Origin of the sequence: Streptomyces sp. N35, from assembly GCF_016464295.1 — a bacterium.
Taxonomy (GTDB): domain Bacteria; phylum Actinomycetota; class Actinomycetes; order Streptomycetales; family Streptomycetaceae; genus Streptomyces.
Genome location: NZ_JAEIMH010000037.1, coordinates 1 through 24,694, shown reverse-complemented (window position 1 = coordinate 24,694; position 24,694 = coordinate 1). Strand labels below are relative to the sequence as shown.

Annotated in this window: 19 protein-coding genes and 1 pseudogene; 13 read left to right on the top strand and 7 right to left on the bottom strand. The window is 71.5% G+C overall.

Going from position 1 to position 24,694, the window contains the following annotated elements; all coding sequences use genetic code 11:
- Positions 1–111 precede the first annotated feature (111 nt).
- Positions 112–1,566 (top strand): nucleobase:cation symporter-2 family protein, encoded by a 1,455-nt coding sequence (locus JAO81_RS20970; RefSeq protein WP_199549435.1) that lies wholly within the window; start codon positions 112–114, stop codon positions 1,564–1,566.
- Here the strand turns inward: JAO81_RS20970 and JAO81_RS20965 are convergent.
- On the bottom strand, positions 1,486–1,887 hold the full coding sequence (locus JAO81_RS20965) for a helix-turn-helix transcriptional regulator (RefSeq protein WP_199549434.1): 402 nt from the start codon (positions 1,885–1,887) through the stop codon (positions 1,486–1,488). The genes JAO81_RS20970 and JAO81_RS20965 overlap by 81 nt on opposite strands.
- Positions 1,888–2,026: 139 nt before the next feature.
- On the opposite strand from JAO81_RS20965, the gene JAO81_RS20960 reads away from it, so the two are divergent.
- Positions 2,027–3,106: an NADH:flavin oxidoreductase/NADH oxidase gene (locus tag JAO81_RS20960; protein ID WP_199549433.1), complete on the top strand. Its 1,080-nt coding sequence runs from the start codon at positions 2,027–2,029 to the stop codon at positions 3,104–3,106.
- 86 nt (positions 3,107–3,192) lie between these two features.
- Here JAO81_RS20960 and JAO81_RS20955 read toward each other — a convergent pair whose 3' ends face one another.
- Both JAO81_RS20955 and JAO81_RS20950 read right to left on the bottom strand, forming a co-directional pair.
- Complete coding sequence (locus tag JAO81_RS20955) at positions 3,193–4,338, bottom strand: D-alanyl-D-alanine carboxypeptidase family protein (RefSeq protein ID WP_199549432.1); 1,146 nt, start codon at positions 4,336–4,338, stop codon at positions 3,193–3,195.
- Between the two features lie 127 nt (positions 4,339–4,465).
- A complete protein-coding gene (locus JAO81_RS20950; protein ID WP_199549431.1) occupies positions 4,466–5,179 on the bottom strand; it encodes a spermidine synthase in 714 nt (237 codons plus the stop codon).
- A gap of 265 nt (positions 5,180–5,444) precedes the next feature.
- Here JAO81_RS20950 and JAO81_RS20945 point away from each other — a divergent pair, with 265 nt between their 5' ends.
- Positions 5,445–6,299, top strand: a complete 855-nt coding sequence (locus JAO81_RS20945) for an arylamine N-acetyltransferase (RefSeq protein WP_199549430.1) — start codon at positions 5,445–5,447, stop codon at positions 6,297–6,299.
- A gap of 12 nt (positions 6,300–6,311) precedes the next feature.
- Here JAO81_RS20945 and JAO81_RS20940 read toward each other — a convergent pair whose 3' ends face one another.
- Complete coding sequence (locus JAO81_RS20940; RefSeq protein ID WP_199549429.1) at positions 6,312–10,646, bottom strand: trypsin-like peptidase domain-containing protein; 4,335 nt, start codon at positions 10,644–10,646, stop codon at positions 6,312–6,314.
- Between the two features lie 69 nt (positions 10,647–10,715).
- Positions 10,716–11,027, bottom strand: a complete 312-nt coding sequence (locus tag JAO81_RS20935) for a trypco2 family protein (protein WP_199549428.1) — start codon at positions 11,025–11,027, stop codon at positions 10,716–10,718.
- A gap of 170 nt (positions 11,028–11,197) precedes the next feature.
- On the opposite strand from JAO81_RS20935, the gene JAO81_RS20930 reads away from it, so the two are divergent.
- From JAO81_RS20930 to JAO81_RS20905, 6 genes are all read left to right on the top strand, one after another.
- Positions 11,198–14,323 (top strand): discoidin domain-containing protein, encoded by a 3,126-nt coding sequence (locus JAO81_RS20930; RefSeq protein WP_199549427.1) that lies wholly within the window; start codon positions 11,198–11,200, stop codon positions 14,321–14,323.
- Positions 14,324–14,652: 329 nt separating this feature from the next.
- Positions 14,653–15,714: a hypothetical protein gene (locus JAO81_RS20925; RefSeq protein ID WP_199549426.1), complete on the top strand. Its 1,062-nt coding sequence runs from the start codon at positions 14,653–14,655 to the stop codon at positions 15,712–15,714.
- A gap of 14 nt (positions 15,715–15,728) precedes the next feature.
- Positions 15,729–16,922, top strand: a complete 1,194-nt coding sequence (locus tag JAO81_RS20920; RefSeq protein WP_199549425.1) for a toxic anion resistance protein — start codon at positions 15,729–15,731, stop codon at positions 16,920–16,922.
- Entirely contained in the window at positions 16,919–18,484 is a 1,566-nt protein-coding gene (locus JAO81_RS20915) for a substrate-binding domain-containing protein (protein ID WP_199549424.1), read from the top strand. Before JAO81_RS20920 ends, JAO81_RS20915 begins: the two co-directional genes overlap by 4 nt.
- Positions 18,471–19,097: a hypothetical protein gene (locus JAO81_RS20910; RefSeq protein ID WP_307813519.1), complete on the top strand. Its 627-nt coding sequence runs from the start codon at positions 18,471–18,473 to the stop codon at positions 19,095–19,097. Before JAO81_RS20915 ends, JAO81_RS20910 begins: the two co-directional genes overlap by 14 nt.
- Before the next feature lie 138 nt (positions 19,098–19,235).
- Entirely contained in the window at positions 19,236–19,655 is a 420-nt protein-coding gene (locus tag JAO81_RS20905; RefSeq protein ID WP_199549423.1) for a nuclear transport factor 2 family protein, read from the top strand.
- Positions 19,656–19,672: 17 nt separating this feature from the next.
- Here JAO81_RS20905 and JAO81_RS20900 read toward each other — a convergent pair whose 3' ends face one another.
- Positions 19,673–20,734 carry a hypothetical protein gene (locus tag JAO81_RS20900; protein WP_199549492.1) on the bottom strand — a complete coding sequence of 354 codons (1,062 nt, stop codon included), beginning with the start codon at positions 20,732–20,734 and terminating at the stop codon, positions 19,673–19,675.
- Between the two features lie 102 nt (positions 20,735–20,836).
- The gene (gene aroQ, locus JAO81_RS20895) at positions 20,837–21,292 is read right to left on the bottom strand and encodes a type II 3-dehydroquinate dehydratase (RefSeq protein WP_199549422.1); all 456 of its coding nucleotides are present in this window, start codon (positions 21,290–21,292) and stop codon (positions 20,837–20,839) included.
- Positions 21,293–21,342: 50 nt separating this feature from the next.
- Between aroQ and mmuM the strand changes: the two genes are divergently transcribed.
- The 4 genes and pseudogenes from mmuM to JAO81_RS20875 form a co-directional block, all read left to right on the top strand.
- On the top strand, positions 21,343–22,254 hold the full coding sequence (mmuM, locus tag JAO81_RS20890) for a homocysteine S-methyltransferase (protein WP_199549421.1): 912 nt from the start codon (positions 21,343–21,345) through the stop codon (positions 22,252–22,254).
- A gap of 181 nt (positions 22,255–22,435) precedes the next feature.
- Positions 22,436–23,518 (top strand): sialidase family protein, encoded by a 1,083-nt coding sequence (locus JAO81_RS20885; RefSeq protein WP_199549420.1) that lies wholly within the window; start codon positions 22,436–22,438, stop codon positions 23,516–23,518.
- 129 nt (positions 23,519–23,647) lie between these two features.
- A complete protein-coding gene (locus JAO81_RS20880) occupies positions 23,648–24,325 on the top strand; it encodes a uracil-DNA glycosylase (RefSeq protein WP_199549419.1) in 678 nt (225 codons plus the stop codon).
- Positions 24,322–24,694: pseudogene (locus JAO81_RS20875) on the top strand (ATPase); the annotation flags it as partial. The gene JAO81_RS20880 and the pseudogene JAO81_RS20875, both read left to right, overlap by 4 nt.

Below are 24,694 nucleotides of genomic sequence, written 5' to 3'. Positions count from 1 at the left end.
CATCCGCGTAATCAACAAACTGTTCAGGCCGCTTACGGTCTCGTGCATCCCCCACTGCGCCCGGACTGCGCTTGAACAGTCGTGTCCCCTCTCCCAGTACAGGAGTGCCCGATGGCCTCTGCTCCCCCTGCCGGCTCCCCCGCCCCGGCGACCGAGAAGCATCCCGTCGATCAGGTGCCGCCCACCGGCAAGCTGATCGCGTTCGGTCTGCAGCATGTGCTCGCGATGTACGCGGGCGCGGTGGCGGTGCCGCTGATCGTCGGCGGCGCGATGAAGCTGCCGCCTGCCGACCTCGCGTATCTGATCACCGCGGACTTGTTGGTGTGCGGGATCGCGACACTGCTGCAGTGCGTGGGTGTCTGGCGGTTCGGTGTGCGGCTGCCGATCATGCAGGGCTGTACGTTCGCCGCCGTGTCGCCGATGGTGCTGATCGGCACGCAGGGCGGTGGACTGCCCGCCATCTACGGTGCCGTGATCATTTCAGGTCTCGCGATGGTGCTGCTCGCGCCGGTCTTCGGACGCCTGCTCAGGTTCTTTCCGCCGCTGGTCACGGGCACGGTCATTCTGATCATCGGCGTGACGCTGCTGCCCGTGGCCGGCCGCTGGGTCGCCGGAGGCGCGGGTTCACCGGAGTTCGGTGCGCCGAAGAACGTCGGGCTCGCGGCCTTCGTCCTCGTGGTCGTCGTGGCGGTGCAGCGCTTCGGGCCCGCCTTCCTCAGCCGGATCGCGGTGCTCGTCGGCATCCTGGTGGGGACGCTGGTGGCGATACCCCTCGACTTCACGGACTTCGACGGGGTGGGCCGGGCCGACTGGCTCGGCATCAGCACACCGTTCCACTTCGGTGCGCCGACCTTCGAGGCCGCGGCCGTGGTGTCGATGCTGGTGGTCGCGCTGGTCATCATGACCGAGACCACCGGCGACATGATCGCCGTGGGTGAGATGACCGGCCGCAAGGTCGGTCCGCGCAACCTGGCGGACGGACTGCGCGCCGACGGTCTGTCCACGGTGCTCGGCGGTGTCTTCAACACCTTCCCGTACACCGCGTTCGCGCAGAACGTGGGCCTCGTCGGGATGACCCGGGTGCGCAGCCGCTGGGTCGTCGCCTGCTCGGGCGTGATCCTCGTACTGCTCGGTCTGCTGCCGAAGCTCGGGGCGCTCGTCGCCGCGATCCCGGCACCCGTCCTCGGCGGTGCGGGCCTGGTGATGTTCGGAACGGTGGCCGCCACCGGTCTGCGCACGCTCGCGACCGTGGACTTCCGCGGCAACCACAACCTCACGGTCGTCGCCGTGTCGGTGGCCGTGGGCATGCTGCCGGTCGGCGTGCCGGAGATCTACGAGAAGTTCCCCGACTGGTTCCAGACGGTCATGCACAGCGGCATCAGCGCGGGCTGCCTGACCGCCATCGCCCTGAACCTGCTGTTCAACCATCTGCCGGGCAGCAAGGACGCCCCGGCCGAGGGTGCGGCCGGGGCGTCGGACGCGGGCTCAGCCGTCGGCGAGCCGCCGCTCCTGCCGGGCAGCCGCGTCGAGAACGCTGTCGAGAAGGCCGGGGAAGAGCGCGGCTAGATCGTCACGGCGCAGCCCGTTCATCTTCGCGGTGCCGCGGTAGACCTGCTGGATCACTCCACTCTCGCGCAGCACCCGGAAGTGGTGCGTGGTCGTGGACTTGGTGACCGGCAGATCGAAGTACGAGCAAGACAACTCGCCCTCCGCCTCGGCCAGTTCCCGTACGACCTGCATGCGCATCGGATCGGACAGGGCATGCAGCACGGACTCCAGACGGATCTCCTCGCGCGCGGGGTGGGCGAGTTCTCGGCTGCTCGTGGCGGTGGTCACGCTGCCTCCTGATCCGGTGCGCCCGCATGGAGACGGACGCTGTGAATTCATTGTACGAGAGGTCTCGTAGTTTGACATCTCTCGTAGTACGGTGAGTATCGTACGAGGCAGTCGAACGGCTCCGGTCTTCGGCTGCCCGTCCGAACGCCTTTGCCGCCTTTGCCGCTGCCTTTGTCCAAGGAGACTCGCCATGAGCGCACTGTTCGAGCCCTACACCCTGCGGTCGCTGACCGTGCCCAACCGGCTCTGGATGGCGCCGATGTGCCAGTACTCGGCGGAGGCCTTCGGGCCGAACGCGGGCGTCGCGAACGACTGGCACTTCCAGCACTACGGTGCCCGCGCGGCCGGCGGCACCGGTCTCATCCTCCTCGAAGCCACCGCCGTCTCCCCCGAGGGCCGGATCAGCCCGTACGACCTGGGCATCTGGAACGAGACCCAGGTCGCGGCGCTGCGCCGGATCGTGGACTTCCTGAAGTCGCAGAACACCGTTCCCGGCATCCAGATCGCCCACGCGGGCCGCAAGGCCTCCACCGCCCAGCCGTGGAACGGGGGCAAGCAGGTCGACGAGTCCGCGCACGGCTGGCAGCCGCTCGCGCCGAGCGCGGTGCCGTTCGCGGAGGGCGACCGGACGCCCGTCGAGCTGAGCGTGGAGCAGATCAAGGAGATCGTCGGGCAGTTCCGGGCCGCCGCGGTGCGCGCCCTGGAAGCGGGCTTCGAGGTCGTCGAAGTGCACGGCGCCCACGGCTATTTGATCGGCGAGTTCCTCTCCCCGCACGCCAACAAGCGCACCGACTCCTACGGCGGCTCCTTCGACAACCGCACCCGCTTCGCGCTCGAAGTCGTCGATGCCGTACGCGAAGTATGGCCCGAGGACAAGCCGCTGTTCTTCCGCATCTCCGCCACCGACTGGCTGGACGAGGGCGGCTGGACCGCCGACGACACCGTGCGCTTCGCCTCGGTGCTCAAGGAGCACGGCGTCGACCTCCTCGACGTGTCCACCGGCGGCCTCGCACCCAAGGTCAGCATCCCCGTCGGACCCTCGTACCAGGTGCCGTTCGCGACCCGCGTCAAGGAAGAGGCCGGACTGCCGGTGGCCGCGGTGGGCCTGATCACCGAGGTCGAACAGGCCGAGAAGATCGTGGCCAACGGCGAGGCGGACGCGGTGCTGCTGGGCCGTGAGCTCCTGCGCAACCCCTCGTTCGCACGGCTCGCGGCGCGCGAGCTGGGTGGCGAGGTGCATGTGCCCGACCAGTACCACCGCTCCGTCTGAACCGTGTGAAGCCGGAGAGGGCACGCCCCCTCCGGCTTCCCGGAATGTCAAGGTCGCACGACAAGAGCCGGCGCTCGCGGCGAACCTCAACTGACCCCGGCGCCATGGCGGTTGCGCTGCCGCACCGCTCTGACGACGACGCCGAGAACCACCAAACCCGCCCCGGCGCCGAGCGCTGGCCAGGTGGAGCCCGCGGATTCGGCCTTGGCCGCTGCCCGCACCCCTGGGCCCGGCCGCGGGACGGCTTGATTCAGCGAGCCGACGGGCCGGATGCGTGACGCGGCTCCGAAGCCCCAGTCCAACAGGGCCCGCGCCTCCTCGTAGACGGCGAAGCCGCCACCTTCCTGCGGATTCATCACCGTCACGACCAGCGTGCGGCCACCGCGCTCCGCGGCGGCGATCAGCGTGTGGCCCGCGTTGCTCGTATAGCCGTTCTTGATCCCGATCAGTCCCGGGTACGCGGCCACACCGTCGGCGCCCGTCAGCAGCCGATTGGTGCTGTAGATGTCGAACGCCCAGCCGCCCAGGGGAAACTTCGCGGTCGCCATGGCGGCATAGCGGGCGAATTCCGGGTGATTCAGGCCGACACGCCCGAAGAGCGCAAGATCGTACGCAGAGGAGACCTGACCAGGCGCGTCGTAGCCGTCCGGAGACACGACCCGGGTGTCCCGCGCGCCCAACGCCCGGGCCTTCGCCTGCATCTGCGCCGCGGTGTGCCGCCAGCCACCGTTCATCCTCGCCAGCACATGCACCGCATCGTTGCCCGAACTGAGGAACACACCCCGCCACAGGTCAGCGGCACGGTAGGTGTATCCCGGCCGGACGCCGACGCGGCTGCTGCCCTCACCGACGCCCGCAAGATCGGCCTCGGACACCTTGTGACGCACAGGGCCGGGAAGATGCGGCAGCGCGGTCACCGCGAACAGAGTCTTGAGGGTGCTGGCCGGAGGCAGCTTGCGGTGCGCGTTCTTGGCGGCCAGCACATCACCGGTACGAGCATCCGCCACAAGCCACGACAGGGCCGACACCTCGTCCGGCATCTCGGGCACACCCGGGCCCGGGCGCCATTGGATGCCCTTGCGGTACAGCACCGAGGGATCCGTCGACGCAGCCCGCGGGGGCTTCGCCTCACCCTTCGGGCCCGCCGCCGACGCCGGGCCGAGCAGCAGCCCGCCGGGGGCGCACGCGATCACGACGGCCAAGAGGAAACGCGCAGTTGAGCTGACGGTCATTCAGTCAACTTAGGAAGCAGCCGACTTGGGTCGGCGCACGGCTGGCCGGTCGACGCCGCGCGACACCCGGATGCCGCACTCCGGCGCAACGATCGTCCGACGCAACGAGAGGGCAGCCCTCGCACACTCAGATACGAGCCACATAGACCGTGTTGGACGCCATGCCCTCTTGCAGGGGGTTCGCGAACTCCACGACTCGGGCCTCCGCCTTCCGGAATGCCGCCGCCAGCCGCGCGGTGAACTCGCTGTCCGGCGGATCGTTCGACCACAAGGCGAACACACCGTCCGGACGGAGTTGGGCGGCAAGGCCCCGCAGCCCGGCGGGCTGGTAGAGCGCGGCGTGCCGGGGGTGCAGTACATGGCGGGGTGAATGGTCGACGTCCAGGAGGATGGCGTCGAAGCGGCGGCCGGGCCGCGCGGGATCGAGGCCGTGCACCTCGCCGGCCAGCGCGAAGAAGTCGCCGTGCACCAGGCGGCAACGGGGATCCGCGGCGAGGCCCGCGCCAAGTGGCACCAGCCCTTGCTGGTGCCACTCGATGACTTCGGCGAGGGCATCGATGACGATGAGCGAGCGCACCCGGGGATCGTCCAGTGCCGCCCGAGCCGTGTAGCCGAGGCCCAGTCCCCCCACAGCAACGTCGAGTGCGTCGCCCTGAAGGTGCTCCAGGCCGAGCCGGGTGAGGGCGATCTCGCCCTCGGTGAAGAGGCTGGACATCAGGAACTCGTCGCCGAGCTTGACCTCGTGGATGTCCCGGCCGGTCGCCGGGTCCCGGCGGCGGCGCAGGCAGAGGTCTCCCATCGGGGTGGGGCGCCAGTCGAGCTCCTCGATGCGTTTGCTCATCACGCTGCCTCTCTTGAGCCTGTCATGCGTGTCAGGCCTCGATGATGACGGGATAACGAGCGGTCTGCGCCGGTGGGTACGGAAGGCCCGGATCGCTCCGGACACCTGCCGGCCCTCCATAGTCCCCGGTCCAAGGACCGACCCCGGTCGCGACCATGTGATGAGGCGGCCGGGGTGGCGCGTCGCCTATGTTCAAGGAGCGCGCTGCGGGCGTACGGAGATACGCGTATGCAGCGGGGGCGGAACGCGTACGAGAGGCGAAGGCATGAGCGAGCAGAAGCAGACGGCATCCGTGTGGCAGGGCGAGGAATTGGACCTCGACGCCTATCTGGAGCGGATCGGGTTCGAGGGACCGCGGGACGCCACCTTGGAGACCCTGGGCCGGCTCCAGCGCGGCCACACCACGTCGATCCCGTTCGAGAACGTGCATGCGGTGCTCGGCCGCCCTCTGCCCCTCGACCTGGCCTCCGTGCAGGAGCGTCTGGTGCGCCGGCGGCGTGGTGGCTACTGCTTCGAGCACGTCGTCCTGTTCGCGGCCGCCCTGGAGCGTCTCGGGTTCGACTTCACCGGGATCACCGGGCGCATCACGCTCGGTGCCCCCAAAGTGACGCCCGCCACCCATGCCATGGTCGTCGTACGCTTCCCCGACGACCCGCGAATCTGGCTGTGCGACGTGGGGTTCGGGAGCGGGCCGACCGCGCCGATCGAACTCGCCGACGGCGCCACGCTGGAGGCCGACGGCTGGAGTTACCGCCTGGAGCGGCGCCCCGGAGCGCTCGCCGACACGTGGTCGCTGCACCAGCTCGGACCCGACGGCTGGTTCGACCGCAACACCTTCGTCCTCGTGCAGCAGTACCCGATCGACTACCGGGTCGGCAGCCACTACGTCGGCAGCCACCCGCGCTCTCCGTTCGTCACGCGGCTGTTCGCCCAGCGCTACACCGGACCGGAGCACCACCAACTCGACGGCACCACCTGGAAGATGACCACACCCGACGGCGTGAGCATCGAGAAGGAGGTGGAGCCCGCGCAGATCGGCGCGCTGCTCGCCGAGACCTTCGACCTCGCGCTCGACGAGGACGAACTGGCCGCCGTCCTGCGGGAATCCGGGCTGCGGTGACGGTTCGCCGGTTCAACGCAGGGTGAACCCCGGGCCCTCCGTCTCGAGAAGCACGCTCCGGCCTGCCCGGCGGACAGCCGCGGGCGCCAGGTGCGCGAGCACCGGTAAGGCGTGGTGCCAGCCTGCGGGGGTAAGCGCCTGCGCCAGCAACGCCCTGGCCCGGATAAGGTCGGGGCCCGACGGGGGCGGCAGGAGCTGGGTGGCCAGGCCCCGGAACAGGGGAAGGACGTCGTAGCGGTCCTCGTAGAGAGGGACCGCTGCGGATCCGGTCGGCAGACAGGCGGCGTACGCGGCGAGATGGGCGAGGACCTCCGAGCGCTCGACCTCGTTGCGAGCCTGCCGCGCCTGTTGCAGCGCCGCAGCGTGGTCGCCGAGCGCCGCGTACGCGAGCGCGGCCGTCCCGGCGCGCGAAGCGGGCAGTACCTCCCCCCGGTGTTCCGCGGCGAAGGGGTCGAGGTATGCGCGAACGGCGTACTCGGGGTCGTCCCCGAGCTCGAGGAAACCGGCCACCATGATGTCGACCCAGTGCGGGAAGGACCTTCTCATCCGCGCCCACTCCCGCTGGTGCGGGTCGGCATGGAAGCGATACGTACCGCGGGAGCGCCCGTCCAGCACCTCCCGTACCGCCGTGGCCCGTTGCTCGTCGTGGCGGCCGATGGAGACGAGCAGTGCGGCGATGATGGCGTCGTCCACCGCGTGTTCGGCCACCTCGGAGAGAGCGAGGTCCGCCAGGTGGCCCGCCACGCTCGGGGAATGCGGCCACAGCAGCGCGAGCGCATGGATCCTGGCGTGGGGGATGTCGTCCGAGACGGGCGAGAGCTTCGTCGCGTACGTCTCGATCACCTCCGGCACCCGCTGGACCGCACCGGCGCGCGCAAGGGCCTGGACGGCGGCGGTGAAGACACCCGGGGTCCTGCCGACCGATTCGACCTCGGACAGCGTGGAGACGGCGCACTCCGCAAGCCGCAGGGCCCTCTGCGAGTCCGCCGGCTGCACGGCCAGGGACACGGCGGCCCAGCCCCGGGTGCGGACGGCTGTGTCGGGGAGCGCGGCCACCAGCCGTTCGGCTTCGTCGACGCACCCTGACGACGCCATCGCGCCCGCCAGGTCGGCGAACTGGTCCTGCTGATAGAGCGAAAGTGTCCATCTCGCGCCAGGGAACCCGTTCACCGCCCGGTGGAGCAGTCCCAGCGCCCGCTCCGGGTCGTCCGCCGCGTGGTGGACGGCCAGCGCGGACAGCGCTTCGGCGGCGATCTTGCGCGGCACCCCCGGTTCCGTGGCCAGCCACGCCTCGGCCTCCTCGCTCCGCCCGGACTCGGCGAGCAGACCGGCGACCGTCCCCGCACTCCCGCCCGCATAGATGTCCAGGGTGTCGCTGCTCCAGGAGGGAGCGAGCGAGCGCCAGGCGGCCGCGGTCTCGCCTTCGCGGGCCCATCCCATGGCGAGCGTTCTGGAGATCGAACCCCACTCGGACATCTGGTCGACCCAACCGGCCGAGGCGACGTCGGGTTCCCTGCGCGAGGCGAGCCGTCGAGCCTCCTCCATTCCACCGGCTGCCACGAGTGCGTACACCGCGCCGGACGCACCGCCGATCCCGCCCTGCCCGCGCGGGTCGTCCCACGCCGCCAGGGCACGGAGGGTGAGGGCCCGGGCGACCTCGGGGCGCGCCGTGCGCAGAGCCTCCGCGGCGATCGGCAACAGGCGCAGGTCCCTCGGGTGTTGATCCACCCATGCCAGCAGCGCGTCATGCAGCCGGTCCCGTTCGCCGGGCGCGTCACAGTCCGCCCAGGCCTGGGCAAGGTCCGCCAGAAGGTGCGCCCGGGACGGCGCGAAACCCCTGTCGCCCAGGGCCTCCTCGGCCGCACGCAGCAGCCCTGACAGCGCTTCCGCGTCCCGTACGGCGCCGGCCGCCAAGGCAAGGGCCCGCGTGTACCCCGACACATCGTTGAAGTTCACCGGCCGGGGCAGCTCGGAGAGGAGACGGACCGCATCCTCCCGCCGGCCGGCTCCCGCCAGAACGGCGGCATGAACGCCCTTCGCGTTCCACCAGGAGTCCAGCGCGGCCTCCGCGTCACGTCCCGTCAGCTCGCCCTCGACGAGCCCCACCGCCTCCTGGGCCAGACTCACCGCGCGCCGCTCCCCCGCCCTGCTCAGGACGCGGGCCAGCTTGGCCAGGGCGATCCCCCGGTTCAGGGGGTGGAAGACGCTGCGGGCCAGCCCCACGGCGAGGCGGACCTTCCCCAACTGCCCGTAGGCGGCCGGCACGTCCAGGTGCAGTTCCTCGTTGCGGCGGGCCACCAGGTCGCCCGCCACCGCCAGCGCCGCCAACGCCTCCAGGTCATCGGCGCCGAGTCCCCGTACCGTCTCGTGCACCGCGGCGATCTCCGCGAGGCAGGCCGCGTCGCTCTCCGTGTGCGCGTGCAGCCGTGCGTGCCGTCGTGGGTCCGTGACGAGGCGGACCGCCAGGCGGATGCCCTCGGGGCTCTGCGGGGAGGCGGCCATCCGACCGTACGGCTGCAGCAGATAGCCAGGAGTGTCGGCGGGCCATCCAGCCTCGGCGTACCCGGCGGCCCAGGCGTGCAGCCGCTCCAGGTACGGGGCGAGATCCTGTCCGAACTCCTGCTGTGCGACAGCGAGGAGGGTCTGGTGGGAGAACACGTAGCCGCGTTCCCTGAGGTCGGGCGTCTCCTGGTCGCCGTATCCGCGATCCCCGAGGGAAGCCGTCCCCTCGTCGCCCCGGTCCCCGACAAAAGCCGTCCCCTCGTCGCCCCGGTCCCCGAGAGAGGCCATCTCTTCGTCGCCGTATCCGCTGGTCCTAGAGGACGCCGCCTCCTCGGCGGGCGGATCCACGGAGCCGCCGCTCAACCGCAGGATGCGCCCGAAGCCGCTGTCCAGAAGCGGGCGCAGGGTGAACTCCGGCTCCTGCGTCAGCGCACGCAGGTCCTCGACCTTCAGCGGCCCGCGCGCCGCGGCCAGGAGACCGACCAGGTCTCGTTCCGCGCGACTGCCGGACAGAGCCCGGCGGAGCTCGTGCCTGGCCTCGTGCTCCGTGTGCAGCGCCGCCGCGTTGGGCGCCAGGTTCAGGACGGGGCATGCGCGTAACGGGTGTCCGCCCCTGACATCCGCCGGGACACCCGGGCCCGGGCGGCTCGTGACCAGGACGCGGACGCCGGGCGGCAGACGCTCCGGGAGCACGGAGGCGATGCTCGGTCCGGTGCCACCCGGTGTGAGGGACTGGTCCTCGTCGAGGCCGTCCACGATCAGGACGAGGGTGCCGCCTTCCCGCCGCACGCGTTCCGCCGCACGGCGCAACAGCAGACTGCGCTCCCCGTTGCGCGCGGGCGAGGCGTCACGGCTCACCGGTTCCTGCCCGGCGACGGCGGCGAGTTGGTCGATGACGGCCTCGGCGTAGGCGCCGCTGTCGGCCTGGCCCGCGTAGCGCGCGGTGACGAAGAACCAGACCGGCACCACACCACGCGGAGGATGCAGGGCGAACCAGGCGGTCAGTGCGGTCTTGCCCGCCCAGGGCGGGCCCTGGACCCAGAGATACGGTTCGGTGCCGCCGCAGAAATCGACGAGGGCGGCGAGCTCGGACTTCCGGTCCACGAGCTCCTGCGGCGCGAAGTCGGCGAGTTGTGCCCGGTAGGACGCCTGGAGCAGATCGCGAGGGGGCGTGGGCAGGACGTCCGGCAGTGCGTGCGGACGCAGTTCGCCCTGCACCGCCGTTTCCAGGGACGTGAGTTCGTTGGGCGTCAGGGTCTCGGCCCAGCGGTCCACCCGGCCCGCCGCGATACGGCCCGGGCCATCGGCCAGGTGGTGGCGGCTGACCATGCCGATCAGGCGCCCGTCGCTGAAGACGGCGGCGCCCGACATCCCCTCCCAGCTGTCCCGGCCGGGATCAGGGTCTGCCGCGGGCGGTGCGTCGACGCTGAGGTCGAGCGTTCCCTCCCGCCGATTGGACAGAGCGGCGCAGGTCGCCTGGATGTGTTCCGCGTCCCTGAAGCTCGAACCGTCCCTGTCCGTGCGGAGCTTGAAGCGCGGGAACCCCACGGCGGTGCAGCGCACCACGGCGTCGTGCTCACCGAGGCGGCCGTACGGGGTGGCGGCGGCGCTCCCGGTTCCGGCGTCCGGGATCGCGAGTACGGCGACGTCGATGCCCTCGTGCTGCCACTCCACCGCTGCCGTGACGACCTGTTCACCAGGACGATCGGCCTCGAAGCGCACCCGGATGCCCGCCGCCCCTGCGATCACATGGGCGGCCGTGAGCACCCGGCCGGGCGCGACCAAGTAGCCGGAGCCGCGCCGCCCTCGGCTGCCGTCGGCCGGCGCGGCCAGGACCTCGGCCACCCGCTCCATCCTCAGCAACCGGTCACCTCAGGTGCGAGCGGTCCGGGCCCGTGCGGCATCCGCGCCCGCTCACCGCTCGCCGTCCACTTCCTCACCGCCGATGAGGAGGGAGCGCGTCCCCGCCCCGCCGGGCGCCACAGCCACGGGCTGCAGCGTGACGGTGACCCGCTGGGTCTGGGCCTGGGCGTACTTCCCGTTCGCGCCGGCGTCCACGACCCACAGGCGGACCTTGGCGTCCGCGCCCGCCTCCCGGCTGACGGCGACCGTCGCCTCCAGCTCGACAGGGCCGAGTTCGAAGCGCACCGCGTCGCCCGCGCCGTCGGCCAGGGCCACCGCCAGCTGGTGCCTCAACTCGCGGATCATGTCCGACAGTTCAATCACGTGCCGCCCCCTCGCGTCCCCTGCAGCGGGACCCAGATCCTACAAGGGCGGCACCTTGTCGACCTCGGGGGACCTCGCGAGGTGAGCGCGAGATCTTGACGTACTGCCGTGGCGCCCCAAGAATGACCGCTCTCTGACAACGTTGTCGTACGGGAAGGTCGCACCTCTCGATGTCCCAGCAAGCCTGGATTCCCACCCGCCGTCACGCACTGCGGATGCTCGGCGCGTCCGGCGCCTTGGCGGCCTTCCCCCTCGCTCTCGGCACGGGCGCGTCCGCCGCCTCGGCCAGCACGGCGGCCCGGGCGGACGAGGACCCGGTGGCGGGGACCTACTACCGCGTACTCCTGGATCACACCCGCTGGTCCGAGACCCAGTGGGACGAGGCCCAAGGCCGCTACACCGCAAAGGACTTCGGCTTCGCCGTCGTGCTCGGCAACGCCGTCCTGCTGACCCGCGGCGCCTACGACGCCGAGCGTGCCGGGGTCGACCGGGACACCCTGCGCGCCCGCACACTCGCCACGCTGAAGCACTTCGCGGCCTCGAACCGGCTCACGGGCGGCACCGTTTGGGGCCGCAAGCTGTTCTTCGACACCACGTTCCAGTCGTACTTCGTCCTTGCCGCACGCCTGCTGTGGGACGAGCTCGACGAGACGACCCGCCGCGACGTCGACACCATCGTCCGCGAACAGGCCCGCTACACCGAGGCGTTGGGCACCGAGGACGACCCCGACTCCGGCGACTGGGGCCCCAACGGGCTGACCGGCGGCTTCAAGGGCGACACCAAGCTGGAGGAGATGGGGATCTACGCCCAGGCCCTGGCCCCGGCGCTGGCCTGGGCGCATGACGACCCCCGGTCCGAGGCGTGGCGGGCCGCGTTCGGGCGCTGGAGCCGCAACGAAGCCGGCCTGCCGGCCGCCGATCTGGCGAATCCCGCCAAGGTGGACGGGGTGGCGATCAGCCGGAACACCGCCCAGAACCTGTACGACACCTTCATCGTGGAGAACCACGGCTCGTTCGGCCCGCACTACCAGGAAGAGCTCTGGCGCACCTCTGGGCGCAACGCCGTCCACTTCCTCACCGCGGGACGGCCCCTGCCCGAGGTCATCACGGCTCAGCCCAACGCCGTTCCGCTGTGGCGCACCCTGCTCGGCGTGATGAGCGACGCCGGCGAACCCCTGATGCCGATGGTCGCCGACCGCGAGCACCTCTACGGCCGCGATGTCATTCCGCTCGCGTTCCTTGCCCAGGTCATGGGTGACCGCACCGCCGCCGCCTGTGAACTCTCCCTGGCCGAACGGCTCGTGGCGTACCAGGCGTACCCGCCGCAGCACCGCATCGCGAAGTTCTCGGGCGAGCCCAAGTACGAGCCCGAGGCGCGCGCCGAGCTGGCCATCAGCTATCTGCTGCACGAGTGGCGTGCCCGCTCGGGGCGCGGCCCCGTACTGCCGCTGACGCAGGAGGAGCTCTTCGCGCAGGCGAGCGGCGTCCGCGACCACGGGTCGGGCCCCGGGCTGCTCTCGCACCAGTCGCCCGGCGCGTGGGCCGGCGTCGTCAGCAAGCCGGACTTCGTGAAGTTCGCCTGGCAGCCGGCGCACGACGACTGGCTCTTCGCGCTCAGCGGCAGGACGCCGATGTTCCTGCCGACCACCGGGGCGAAGGTCACCGCAAGGAGCGTGACCGCCTACACGCGGCTGCGGGACGGCTTCGACGGGAGCGCGAGTGTCCTGACGCTGGAGAGCGGTCATGCGGGATTCACCACGCTGCCCTCGGGCGCCGTGGTGTACGCGACCTCCGGTGTGGCGGCGGGTGAGGGGCACCTTGAGGTGCCCAACCTGACCATGCCCGGGGTGCCCGGCCACGACGGCAGCCGCACCTCCCGTGCCGCGGAGGGCAGCGCGACGGTCGCCGCCAAGGACGCGACGCGGGCGGCCGCCGCCGCGCGTGTCGACGAACTGACCTTCTCCCGTGGCGAGTTCCGCCATCTGCGGATGCTCGGCGTGCGGCCCGATCCGTCGTACGGCTACTCGCTCTACGCCTTCGAGATACGCGACGGCGCCTCGGGCGGCGACCTGGCACGTGCGGGCACGGCCTCCGCCTCCTCCGCCGATCCGGGCAGGGAGGCTTCACGGGCGGTGGACGGTGACGGCGCGAGCCGCTGGGCGGTGTCGCGGGCCGACCGTCCGCGCGCGGACAGCTGGATCGCGGTCGACCTCGGCGCTTCCCTGCCGGTGGACCGGGTCACGCTGCGGTGGGAGTCGGCGGCGGGCCGCGCGTACCGGCTGCAGGGTTCCGCCGACGGGCAGGAGTGGACCGACCTCGTCGTCTGGCCGCGGCCGGACCTCACCAGCCGTGGCGGCTGGCTGGACGTCGACGGCCGCGCGGGGCTCGTCGTACGGGGCGGCTCCCACCCGCTCTCCGTGTACGGAGACACCGTCGTCCTCTCCGACGGGCCGGCCGAGGGTCTGCTGGTCGAAGCGCTGCCGGGGGCAACCCCGGACGAGCTGCGTGCCGCGGCCGCCCGCAAGACGCCCACCACCGGCGACCCCCGGGTCAGGGCTGCGCTCACCGAGGACCATCTGAGCCTGTTCAACCTCTCCTCCGCCGCGGTGTCCACGACGGTCGTGCTTCCGCGGTCCTCCGCGGCGCCGGTCCGTCTCTACGACGGCGTGCAGACCCTCACCGCTTCGGGCACGGAGTACCGCGCCGAACTCGCCGCGGCCTCGGCCGTGTTGGCGCCGCCGCGCATGCAGCTGTCCGGCCGCGGCCTGCCGGCCGGGCTGCGCGCCGAGGTGACGGACGGCCGGACCGTCCGCCTCAGCGGTCCTCCCTGCCGTATCACCGTCTCGGCGCAGGGCAGGAGCGTCGCCGCCACGGTTCACGCGGGACGCACCACCACGGTCACCGTGCCGCGCGCGATGGCCTATCCGCTCGCGGACCTCGCGCTCGGCCGCACCACCTTCCCCACCGCTCCCCTGCCGCCCGGTATGACGGACCCGCAGGCCGCGGTCGACGGGGACGAGGCGACCGCGTGGACTCCCGGCCCCGACGGCCGCATGGTGGTCGACCTGGGCTCGCCCCGGCGCATCGGCGAGATCCGCGCCCGGTGGCGAGAGGGCCGAGTGCCTGCCGCATACGTGGAGTTCAGCCTGGACGGCCTTGACTACACCGACGCGGGGAGGATGTCCGACCGCGGCTCCCTGCGCACGGACCACACGGCGCGCTACGTGGCGCTGCGCGTCGGCCACACGAGCGGCCGCGCCGCGGCTCTGACCAGCCTCACGGTCACGGCCGCCTGACCGTACATCTCAGGGGCGCCGGCTTCGGCCTGCGCCCCTGAGGCATGCGCACCCCTGAGGCATACGCGCCCCTGAAGGGCATGCATCAATTTCCTTGCTGATCAGACGCGTTGAGGGTCGCGGGCAACTGGCCGCAGTCGCCGCAGGCCTCGCCGCGGCGGAGTTCCACGATCCTTTGGACAGGCGGGCGAGCATCACGGGGCCGGGCAGGCAGGTGGGGCGGCCGTGCGGCACCCGCTCCGTTCGCCGTGCCGTAACGGGACGGGTCCGACACCTCCCGTTCACCCTTACCGGCGGGGAATGTTCGGTTCCGAGAGCACGCTGCGGGTGTGAGACGAATCGCAGGAATCATCCTCGCGGTGCTGCTGATCGGTGGCGTGGTGGCCGCCGTCGTGGCAGGCCGGGCAGAGGAACGGAGCACGGCAACGAAGACCGTGCGCGCAGTGATCGGATCGGAGAAGGCCGAGTTCTTCGCTGATCCGGATGTGGTGGACGCCCTCGCCGCCAAGGGCTACACCGTGAAGGCCGAGACCTCCGGGTCCTGGGCCATGGAGGGGCTCGACCTCGAGGGATACGACCTCGCGCTGCCGTCGAGCCAGGCGCCCGCCGTCGAGCTCGCCGGCAAGTACAAGGTGACGGGGACGCTGCCGCGCCCCTTCTACTCGCCCCTGGTCGTCGTGGCGCACAAGAACGCCGCCGGAGTGCTCGCGGCGAACGGTCTGGCCACGCTGGACGAGGCCCATCGGGGCACCCTGAAGATGGCCGGCTATCTCGACGCGGCGCGCAAGGACCGCACGTGGCAGCAGCTCAAGGGGAGTGAGAAGTACGGGGAGTTGACGGGCACGCTCTATCTGTCCAGCACCGATCCCGCATCCTCGAACTCCGGCGCCCTGTATCTCGCGGCCGCGTCCTACGTGGAGAACGGCGGCAAGGTCGTCGCCGGCGACGCAGAGGTCAAGCGCACCGCCCCGCTGCTGCGCAAGCTGGTCAGCGTGCAGGGAGCACAGCAGTCCAGCAGCGACGCCGTGTTCCGGGACTTCGTCAGCGGCTCCGGCAATCCGCTCGTGGTCGTGTACGAGTCCCAGGTCGCCTCGCTCCTGCGGGAGGGGCAGCAGCCGGATGACCTGGTCGTCCTCTACCCGGACACCACGGTCAACAGCGACCACACCGTCGTGCCGCTGACCGAGGACGGCAAGGCGGTCGCCGAACTCCTCTCCCAGGACGCGACGTTGCGCGACCTGGAGGTCCGTCACGGGTTCCGTCCGCATGGCGGCCCGCCCGAGTTCGCGGCCGGAGCCACGTATCTGAAGCAGGAACTGACCGGCGTCCACCAAGCGGCCGTGCCCACCTCCGAGGTGCTGCGCGAGCTGGCGCGGCGGGCGAAGGGATAGGGGGAGCACAGCACATGCCCAGCAACACGGCCGGCGACACGACCGGCAACAACGACACCTTCGTCCTGACCCCGCCCCAGCCCGTGGCCGCCGTGCCGCGCGAGAGGGCCGGCGGACTCGTACCCGTCGACGACGGCGTACGCACGGACATGGCCGACAAGGCCGCCGCCTATGTCGAGGGGCTCGCGGCGCTCGACGCCCGCTCCCCCGAGTTCGCCGGCAAGGTCGGTGAGATCACCTCGCTCGGCGCCGGCGAGATGCGTACGGCGGCCGCACAGTCCAACCGGATGCTCGAGCGGACCATCCGGAGCCTGCCGGACCAGGGCGGTGACGCCCAGTCGCAGGTCGCGGGTTCGCTCGTGGAACTGCGGCGGGTGGTCGAGGACCTGGACCCGCGGGACCTGGCCGCGTCCAAGGGACGCAAGTTCCTGTCCCGCCTTCCCGGCGGCAACAAGCTGCGCGATCACGTCGCCAAGTACGCCTCCGCGCAAGGGACCCTCAACAAGATCGTGGGCTCCCTGCGCGGCGGACAGGACGAGCTGCGGCGCGACAACGCCGCCCTGGGGACCGAGCGCGTGCGGCTGTGGGAGAGCATGGGCAAGCTCCAGGAGTACGTGGTCCTGACCGAGGCCCTCGACGAGGCGGTCGAACAGCACATCGCCCAGGTGCCGGACCCGCAGCAGGCCGACTCCCTGCGCGCCGACATCCTCTTCCCGGTCCGGCAGAAGCACCAGGACCTGCTCACGCAGCTCGCCGTGTGCGCGCAGGGCTACCTCGCCATGGATGTCGTACGCCGCAACAACGAGGAACTCATCAAGGGCGTCGACCGCGCCGCGACCACGACCGTCTCCGCGCTGCGGATCTCCGTCATGCTGGCGTCCGCGCTGGACAGCCAGAAGAAGGTCATCGAGCAGGTCAACGCGCTGCGCGGGACGACCGAGGACCTCATCCGGGGCAATGCCGAGATGCTCGCCACCCAGAGCGGCGAGATCCAGCGCATCGCCGCCGACCCGGCGGTGGGGGCGGAGACGCTGCGCAGTGCGTTCCAGCAGATCTACCGCACGCTCGACGCCATCGACACGTACAAGGTGCAGGCGACCGAGGCGATGGCGACGACCGTGGAGAACCTGACCGCCGAACTGCAGCACGCGAGCGGCTACTTGGAGCGCAGCCGGTCGCGGGGCGCGCTGGAAGGCGGACTCGGATGACTTGGCTGAGCAGACACCGCACAAGGCGGCTTCTCGCCCCCACGCTCGCCGCACTGGCACTCCTGACAGCCTGTACGGCACAGGACCCGCCTGACGGCAAGCGGGACGACAACGCCCCGCGGCCCGGCACCGTGCGTGTCCTCGCCTCCAGCGAGCTCGGTGACATGACCGAGGTGCTCGACGAGATCGCCGACGACACCGGCATCGAGGTCCGGCCCACCTACATGGGCACCCTCGACGCGGTGGACCTCGTGGCGAAGGGCGAGGCGGACGGGCAGTACGACGCACTGTGGCTGTCCTCCAACGACTATCTGCGGCTGCGGCCGCAAGCGGCGCGGAAGGTCGTGTCCGAGACGCCGATCATGTCGAGCCCCGTCGCCATCGGCGTGAGGTCCGCCTCGCTGGCCGAGCTGGGCTGGCAGCCCGCGGACGTGACCTGGTCGCAGGTCGAACAGGCCGTCCAGGACGGCAGGTTGACCTACGGCATGACGGACCCGGCCCGCTCCCACTCCGGTTTCGCCACGCTCGTCTCCGTCGCGTCGGCGCTGTCCGGCGCCCAGTCCGCGCTCACCGACGCCGACGTCGCCAAGGCCACGCCCCGGCTGAAGGAGTTCTTCACCGGTCAGAAGCTGACCTCTGGGTCATCGGGCTGGCTGGCGACGGCGTACAAGCGGCGCGGGAACGTCGACGCGCTGCTCAACTACGAGTCCGTCCTGACCGGCATCCCGGGCCTGACCGTGATCCGCCCCAAGGACGGTGTCGTCACCGCCGACTACCCGCTGTCCTCCCTCGCGTCGAGCGACAGCGCGGCCCGCGAGGACGTCCGCCGCCTCACCGAGGCGTTGCGCGGCGAGGACGTACAGCGGCTGATCACCGAGCGCACCCGGCGCCGTCCGGTCGTCGCGTCCGTCCCGGTCGCATCCGGTCTCGACACCGGCCGCCGCCGTGAACTGCCGTTCCCCGGCAGCCTTTCCGTCGCCGATGGCCTGCTCGACGCGTACGAGAACGAGCTGCGCCGACCCTCCCGTACGGTCTACGTCCTCGACACGTCCGGCTCGATGAAGGGCGACCGCCTCGCCCAGCTGAAGCGGGCTCTCACCGCGCTCACCGGGGACTTCCGCGAGCGCGAGGAGGTCACGCTGATGCCGTTCGGCTCGGGTGTGAAGAGCGTGCGCACCCATGTCGTGGAGCCGGCCGACCCGAAGTCCGGGCTCGACGGCATCCGCAAGGACACCGGGGCGCTCAGCGCTCAGGGTGACACCGCGATCTACACCTCGCTGCGGAAGGCGTACGAGCATCTGGGCCCCGGACGGGACACGTTCACGTCGATCGTGCTGATGACGGATGGCGAGAACACCACGGGAGCCGACGCCGCCGCCTTCCGCAGGTTCTACGAGGGCCTGAACGGGGCGGCGCGGGAGACACCGGTGTTCCCCATCCTCTTCGGCGACTCCAGCAAGGCCGAGCTGCAGGGCATCGCCGACCTGACCGGGGGCCGGCTCTTCGACGCCCAGGAGGGCTCCCTTGACGGCGCTTTCGAGGAGATCCGTGGCTACCAATAGGTTCGGCGGAGTCCGCGGACTCCTGGGGTATCTGGAGTCCCGTAAGAACATCGCGGGCAGCGCGGGCGGGCTCCTCGGCCTCGTGCTCACCTTCACCGCAGTGGCCGGGCCGTACTGGCCCGTCGTGGTGGCCGGGCTCTACGGGGCCGGCGCTCTGATCGCCCCGCCGGAGCGGCCGGCGCCACCCGACTTCCCTGACCCGTCGGCCCAACTCGACGAGGTACGCGGTGACTTCGAGAAACTGCGCGCGTATCTGACGGACGTGGAGCTGTCGGTGACGGCGGCCGCCCGGCTACGGGAACTCACCGACGTGCTCACCGCACTGCTCGACCGTGGCTGGGTCGAGGAGTTGCTGGCACACGATCCGGAGAGCGTGCATGTGCTCTCGCGGATCGTACGGCGCGATCTTCCCGAAGCCGTCGACACCTTCGCACGCACCCGCTGGTGGGATCGGATGGGGCCGGGATCCGAATCCCCCGAACTGCATCTGGAGCGTCAGCTCGGGCTGCTCAGGAAGGAGACCGAGCAACTGGCCGCCGGACTGCGCGAGACGGAGGCCCGCCGACAGGAGACCCACACCCGGTATCTGGAGGAGCGGCGCGGATCCTCCTGACACCGCAGCGCTCACCCGTGTCAGGACGTACCGCCCCGGCTCATGGGGCGCCCCCGTGCATCTGCGCGCCCCTGCGGGCGACTTCGGCGTAGCACGGCGGGCCGGATACAGTGCGCCACCCGACACGAGAGGTGGCCCGTGGAACAGAGCGGATGTGTACCCCAGCAGCGCACGGACGAGTTTCCCGCAGCGGAACTCCTGGCTGCGGAGCGCCGGTTGAGACATGCCGTACGGGCGGGCGATCTGGCGGGGTTACGCAGCCTGTTCCATCCGCAGCTCGTGTCCGTGCGCCCCGACGGCCGCTGCCACGGCGCCGAGCACGAGGCCACCGCACTGGGCACGGGCAGGCTGGACGTCGAGGTGATCGAACCCGAGGAGACCGTGGCGACCGTGGTCGGCGCGACGGGGGTGACACGGACGGTGCTCTTCGCCCGCGGGCACTGCGACGACGTGCCGTTCGAGGCACGGGTGCTGTGCACGCGGACTTGGGTGCATGAGGAGGCAACCGGGTGGCAGGTCCTCGCCACCCGTGTGGGTGAGGTGGAACCGGAGGCGTGAAGCACGCCTCCGGCGCTTCACCAGTCGCCGTCGGAGACGGGCTTGCCCGGGGCGTCTCCCAGCGGCTTGATCTGCCCGGGATGCGGCTGCTGCCAGGGCTCGTGGTCGTCGCCGAGCCACTCCCCCACCGGCTTGACTCCTTCGAGGGTGTCGGTGGGCGCCACGTCCTTGCCGTCCTCGTCGTAGTAGTCGAACCAGGGCAGGCCCGCCCGCGTGTACGCGGCCCGGTCGACGGGCGAGGGCGGAGGAGCCTCGCCGGTGATGCGGCGCCATTCGGGCGGGGTGACGAGATGGACGAAGACCCGGGCGGCGGGCGTCTTGGACCAGTCGGACCCCGGACGGTCGTCCTTGTAGACCTCCTGGCGCATGGAACCGCCGACGCCGAGGCCCATCGCGGGAGCCGCGCGCGGAGCCGCTGCGGCGGGTGCTGCCATCTGGGGTGCCATGGCCATGGGAGCCGCACCGGGTGCGGCCGGCATCGCCCCGTATCCCGCTCCCGTGGCACGCATCCGCGCCGCACGCTCGACAGCCAACCGCCGCTGCTCCTCGCGCCACCTCTCCAGCGCCTCGTCGTTCAGCGTGAACGTCTGCAGTTGTACGCCGCCCCAGTGCTCCTCACCGGTCACCTGACCCTCGACGGTCGCGCCCAGTCCGAGGGGTACGGCGACGAACTGGCGGACCGTGCCCTTCCCCGAGTTGATGCCGTCGAGCCAGGGCTGGCGGGGCAGCACCACATAGTTCTGCGGGTGGCGCTTCAGCTTGTCGCGCCAGGGCTTTCCGGAGACGGCACACACCTTGCCGACGCCCACCTGGAGCGCGGCGGGCTCCGAACTCCCCGAGAAACTCAGCCACATGGCCTCGCGGAGGTACACGGGCAGCAGCACGCCGCCCCGCTGCAGCCATTCCGCGGGGACCGTCTCGGGAAAGTCCTCCACGCGCCGCAGCGGAAAGGCACCCAGCCCCGGAGGCAGCCCATGCGTGCCCGTCTCCGGCAGCCGCAGCGTCCGCATGAACTGCACGCTGACCCCGCCGGGCAGCCGCAACCTGTCCCCGTCGATCCGTACCGCTTCAGAAGCCACCATGCTCTCCCCTCGCATCGGTGATGCCGACGCTTGGAGAACGCACCCCGGGCGCCTGCCGGTTCCGGCTTCCGGCTTCCGGTTCGCGTGGGCGGCCAGGTGTCAGGCGGCCGTGTGCAGCCGGTGCAGCCCTTCGATGGCGAGCCGGTACCCGTCCGTCCCGAAGCCGACGACGATGCCGGCCGCCGCGGGCGAGAGGTAGGAGTGGTGGCGGAAGGGCTCACGGGCGTGCACGTTCGAGATGTGCACCTCGATGACGCGCAGGCCGGTGCCCTTGATCGCGTCGTGCAGCGCTACGGAGGTGTGCGTGTAGGCACCCGCGTTGAAGACCGCGCCGATCAGGTCCCCGGACTTCTGCCGCTCCCCCGCCTCGTGGATCCAGTCGATCAGCTGCCCCTCGTGGTTGGACTGCCGGCAGTCGGCGGCGTGACCGAGGGACGCGGCCGTCTCCTGGCAGAGCGCCTCGACGTCCTTGAGCGTCTGCGCGCCGTAGATGCCCGGCTCGCGGGTGCCGAGGAGGTTGAGGTTGGGGCCGTTGAGGACCAGTACGGAAGCCATGCGCACAGCCTAATCCTGTGCGGCGTGCGGCCAGGGGTTAGCGTCGGACCATGGTCACTTTCGCCCAGGCCGTCGCCGCGGGAACGCTGGTCCTCGACGGCGGTCTGTCGAACCAGCTGGAGGCCGACGGACACGACCTGAGCGACTCCCTGTGGTCGGCGCGCCTGCTCGCCGAACGGCCGGACGCGGTGCGCGCGGCGCATCTCGCGTACTTCCTGGCGGGCGCCGACGTGGCGACCACCGCCTCGTACCAGGCGACGTACGAGGGCTTCGCCTCCCGCGGGACCGACGCCCGGCGCACCACGGAACTCCTCGCCCTCAGCGTGCGGTTGGCGCGCGAGGCGGCCGAGCAGGGTCGTACGGAAGGTGTACGCGACCCTCTGTGGGTGGCCGCCTCAGCGGGGCCATACGGAGCGATGCTCGCGGACGGGTCCGAGTACCGGGGGCGGTACGGGCTGAGCGTGGACGACCTGGAGCGGTTCCATCGGCCGCGCCTGGAGGTCCTGGCGGCCGCAGGGCCGGATGTGCTGGCGCTGGAAACCGTGCCGGACGCGGACGAGGCTCTGGCGCTCGTACGGGCCGTGCGGGGGCTCGGGGTGCCCGCCTGGCTGTCGTTCAGCGTCACCGGCGGGCTGACGCGCGCGGGTCAGCCCCTGGAGGAGGCGTTCGCGCTCGCCGCCGAGGCCGACGAGGTGATCGCGGTCGGGGTCAACTGCTGCAGCCCGCAGGATGCCGACGCCGCAGTGCCGCTCGCCGCGCGGATCACGGGCAAGCCCGTCGTGGTGTACCCCAACAGCGGCGAGCAGTGGGACGCCGTACGGCGTTCGTGGTGGGGGCCCGTGACGTTCAGCGCCGAGGGCCGGGCGGCCCGTTGGGTACGGGACGGGGCCCGGCTCGTCGGCGGGTGCTGCCGGGTCGGCCCGGAGGGTATCGCGGCGCTGGCCGCGCAGGTACGTGCGTAGCGGGAACGCTCAGCCGTCGCGCCGGTACGCGAAGAGCGGGAGAGCTGCCGTCGCACCGGTTCCGGAATACCGCGAAACCAGCAGGTCCGGCCCGGTTCGGGCGCTGTTGTCAGTACCTGGGTGCAGACTGTGCGCACGTCGTGGACAACGAAGTCGACCGACCTGACGGAGGTGGCCTGAGATGGCCGAGGTACTTCTGACCGTGGGCACCCGCAAAGGACTCTTCATCGGACGTCGCCGCGCCGGCGTCTGGGAGTTCGGCGGGCCGCACTTCAACGCGGAGGCGATCTACTCGATCGCGATCGACACCCGGCGCGGGACTCCGCGGCTCCTTGTCGGCGGGGACAGCGCGCACTGGGGTCCGAGCGTCTTCCACTCCGACGACCTCGGCGCGTCCTGGACCGAGCCCGCGAAGCCGGCCGTCAAGTTCCCCAAGGACACCGGGGCTTCGCTGGAGCGCGTCTGGCAGCTGCACCCGTCGGCGGCCGAGGAGGACGTGGTGTGGGCGGGCACCGAGCCGGCCGCGCTGTACCGCTCGGAGGACCGCGGCGAGAGCTTCGAGCTCGTACGGCCGCTGTGGGAGCACCCGACGCGCTCCAAGTGGGAGCCGGGCGGCGGCGGTGAGGGGCTGCACACGATCCTCACCGACGCCCGCGATCCCGGGGCGATCACGGTGGCCGTGTCGACGGCCGGGGTGTTCCGCACGCAGGACGGCGGGCAGAGCTGGGCGCCGTCCAACTCCGGTGTGTCCGCGGTGTTCCTGCCCGATCCGAACCCGGAGTTCGGTCAGTGCGTGCACAAGGTGACGCGGGACGCGGTCGATCCGGACCGCCTGTATCTGCAGAACCACTGGGGTGTGTTCCGCAGCGACGACGCGGGCGCCAAGTGGGTCGACATCGGATCCGGCCTTCCGTCCGACTTCGGTTTCGCGGCCGCCGCGCACCCGCACCGGGGCGATACGGCGTATGTGTTCCCGATCAACGCGGACGCGGACCGGGTCCCGGCCGGTCGCCGTTGTCGCGTGTACCGGACCACTGACGCGGGCGCCTCGTGGGAGCCGTTGACGGCGGGTCTTCCCGAAGGCGATCACTACGGGACCGTGCTGCGGGACGCGCTGTGCACCGATGATCTGGACCCCGCGGGGGTGTACTTCGGCAATCGCAACGGCGAGGTGTTCGCGAGTGCGGACGACGGCGATTCGTGGCAGCAGGTCGCCTCGCATCTGCCGGACGTGCTGTGCGTGCGGGCGGCGGCGATCGGCTGAGCGGCGGCCCGGGGCGGAGGCGGCGCACGCGCTCGGTGGGGGCCCGGCGCACGACCGCCGGCTCCGCCCCCGGGCTTTGCTCCCGACCGCGGTTGATCGGCGCGTGCGTTACGCCACTAAGGTGAGCGCGTGGCTGCACGACCATTGAACGAGATCGTCGAACCCGGCTGGGCCAAAGCACTGGAGCCCGTGGCCGAACGGATCGCCGCGATGGGCGACTTCCTGCGCGCGGAAATCGGCGCGGGACGTACCTATCTGCCGGCGGGACCTCACGTGCTGCGGGCTTTCCAGCAGCCGTTCGACGAGGTGAAGGTGCTGATCGTCGGGCAGGATCCCTACCCGACGCCGGGGCACGCCGTGGGCTTGAGCTTCTCGGTCGCGCCCGAGGTGCGGCCGCTGCCCGGCAGCCTGATCAACATCTACCGCGAGATGAACGCCGACCTCGGCCTCCCGCAGCCGTCCAACGGTGACCTGACACCGTGGACCCGGCAGGGCGTGCTGCTGCTCAACAGGGCGCTGACCACGGCGCCCCGCCGGCCCGCCGCCCACCGCGGCAAGGGCTGGGAAGAGGTCACCGAGCAGGCGATCCGTGCGCTGGCCGCGCGCGGACGTCCGCTGGTGTCGGTCCTGTGGGGCCGCGACGCCCGCAATCTGCGGCCGCTGCTCGGGCAGTTGCCGGCCGTGGAGTCCGCGCATCCCTCCCCCATGTCCGCCGACCGCGGCTTCTTCGGCTCGCGGCCGTTCAGCCGGGTCAACGACCTGCTCACCCAGCAGGGCGCCCCACCAGTCGACTGGCGGCTGCCGTGACCAACTCCCCTGACACCAGGCCCGGTTGGGTGCTCGGCGTGGACTCCGGCGGGTCCGGGCTGCGCGTCGCGCTCGCTCCCGTCCCGTCGGCCACCGACCGGGACCCCGCCCCGGCCTCCGCCACGGACCGCGCCGACACGGCCGTGTCCCGGCAGCCCGTCCGCACCGGACCGGGCGGCATCGACGCGGGGCACCTCATGGAACAGCTGGTGCCCATGGCCAAGGCCCTGCTCGGCGAGGCGGGCGGCGACGGGGAGATCCAGGCCGTGGCCATCGGCGCCGCCGGCATGGCCACCCTCGGCGACCAGCTGCGCGCCCGGCTGCCCCACCCGCTCGCCAAGGCTTTCGGCGGAAGCAGGCTCGCCCCGG

Bases quoted from the DNA above. Each gene is read 5' to 3' on its own strand.
- JAO81_RS20970 (WP_199549435.1), top strand. From the start codon at position 112: ATGGCCTCTGCTCCCCCTGCCGGCTCCCCCGCCCCGGCGACCGAGAAG.
- JAO81_RS20920 (WP_199549425.1), top strand. From the start codon at position 15,729: ATGCCCAGCAACACGGCCGGCGACACGACCGGCAACAACGACACCTTC.
- JAO81_RS20965 (WP_199549434.1), bottom strand. From the start codon at position 1,887: ATGAATTCACAGCGTCCGTCTCCATGCGGGCGCACCGGATCAGGAGGC.
- JAO81_RS20960 (WP_199549433.1), top strand. From the start codon at position 2,027: ATGAGCGCACTGTTCGAGCCCTACACCCTGCGGTCGCTGACCGTGCCC.
- JAO81_RS20955 (WP_199549432.1), bottom strand. From the start codon at position 4,338: ATGACCGTCAGCTCAACTGCGCGTTTCCTCTTGGCCGTCGTGATCGCG.
- JAO81_RS20915 (WP_199549424.1), top strand. From the start codon at position 16,919: ATGACTTGGCTGAGCAGACACCGCACAAGGCGGCTTCTCGCCCCCACG.
- JAO81_RS20885 (WP_199549420.1), top strand. From the start codon at position 22,436: ATGGCCGAGGTACTTCTGACCGTGGGCACCCGCAAAGGACTCTTCATC.
- JAO81_RS20945 (WP_199549430.1), top strand. From the start codon at position 5,445: ATGAGCGAGCAGAAGCAGACGGCATCCGTGTGGCAGGGCGAGGAATTG.
- JAO81_RS20930 (WP_199549427.1), top strand. From the start codon at position 11,198: ATGTCCCAGCAAGCCTGGATTCCCACCCGCCGTCACGCACTGCGGATG.
- mmuM (WP_199549421.1), top strand. From the start codon at position 21,343: ATGGTCACTTTCGCCCAGGCCGTCGCCGCGGGAACGCTGGTCCTCGAC.
- JAO81_RS20950 (WP_199549431.1), bottom strand. From the start codon at position 5,179: ATGAGCAAACGCATCGAGGAGCTCGACTGGCGCCCCACCCCGATGGGA.
- aroQ (WP_199549422.1), bottom strand. From the start codon at position 21,292: ATGGCTTCCGTACTGGTCCTCAACGGCCCCAACCTCAACCTCCTCGGC.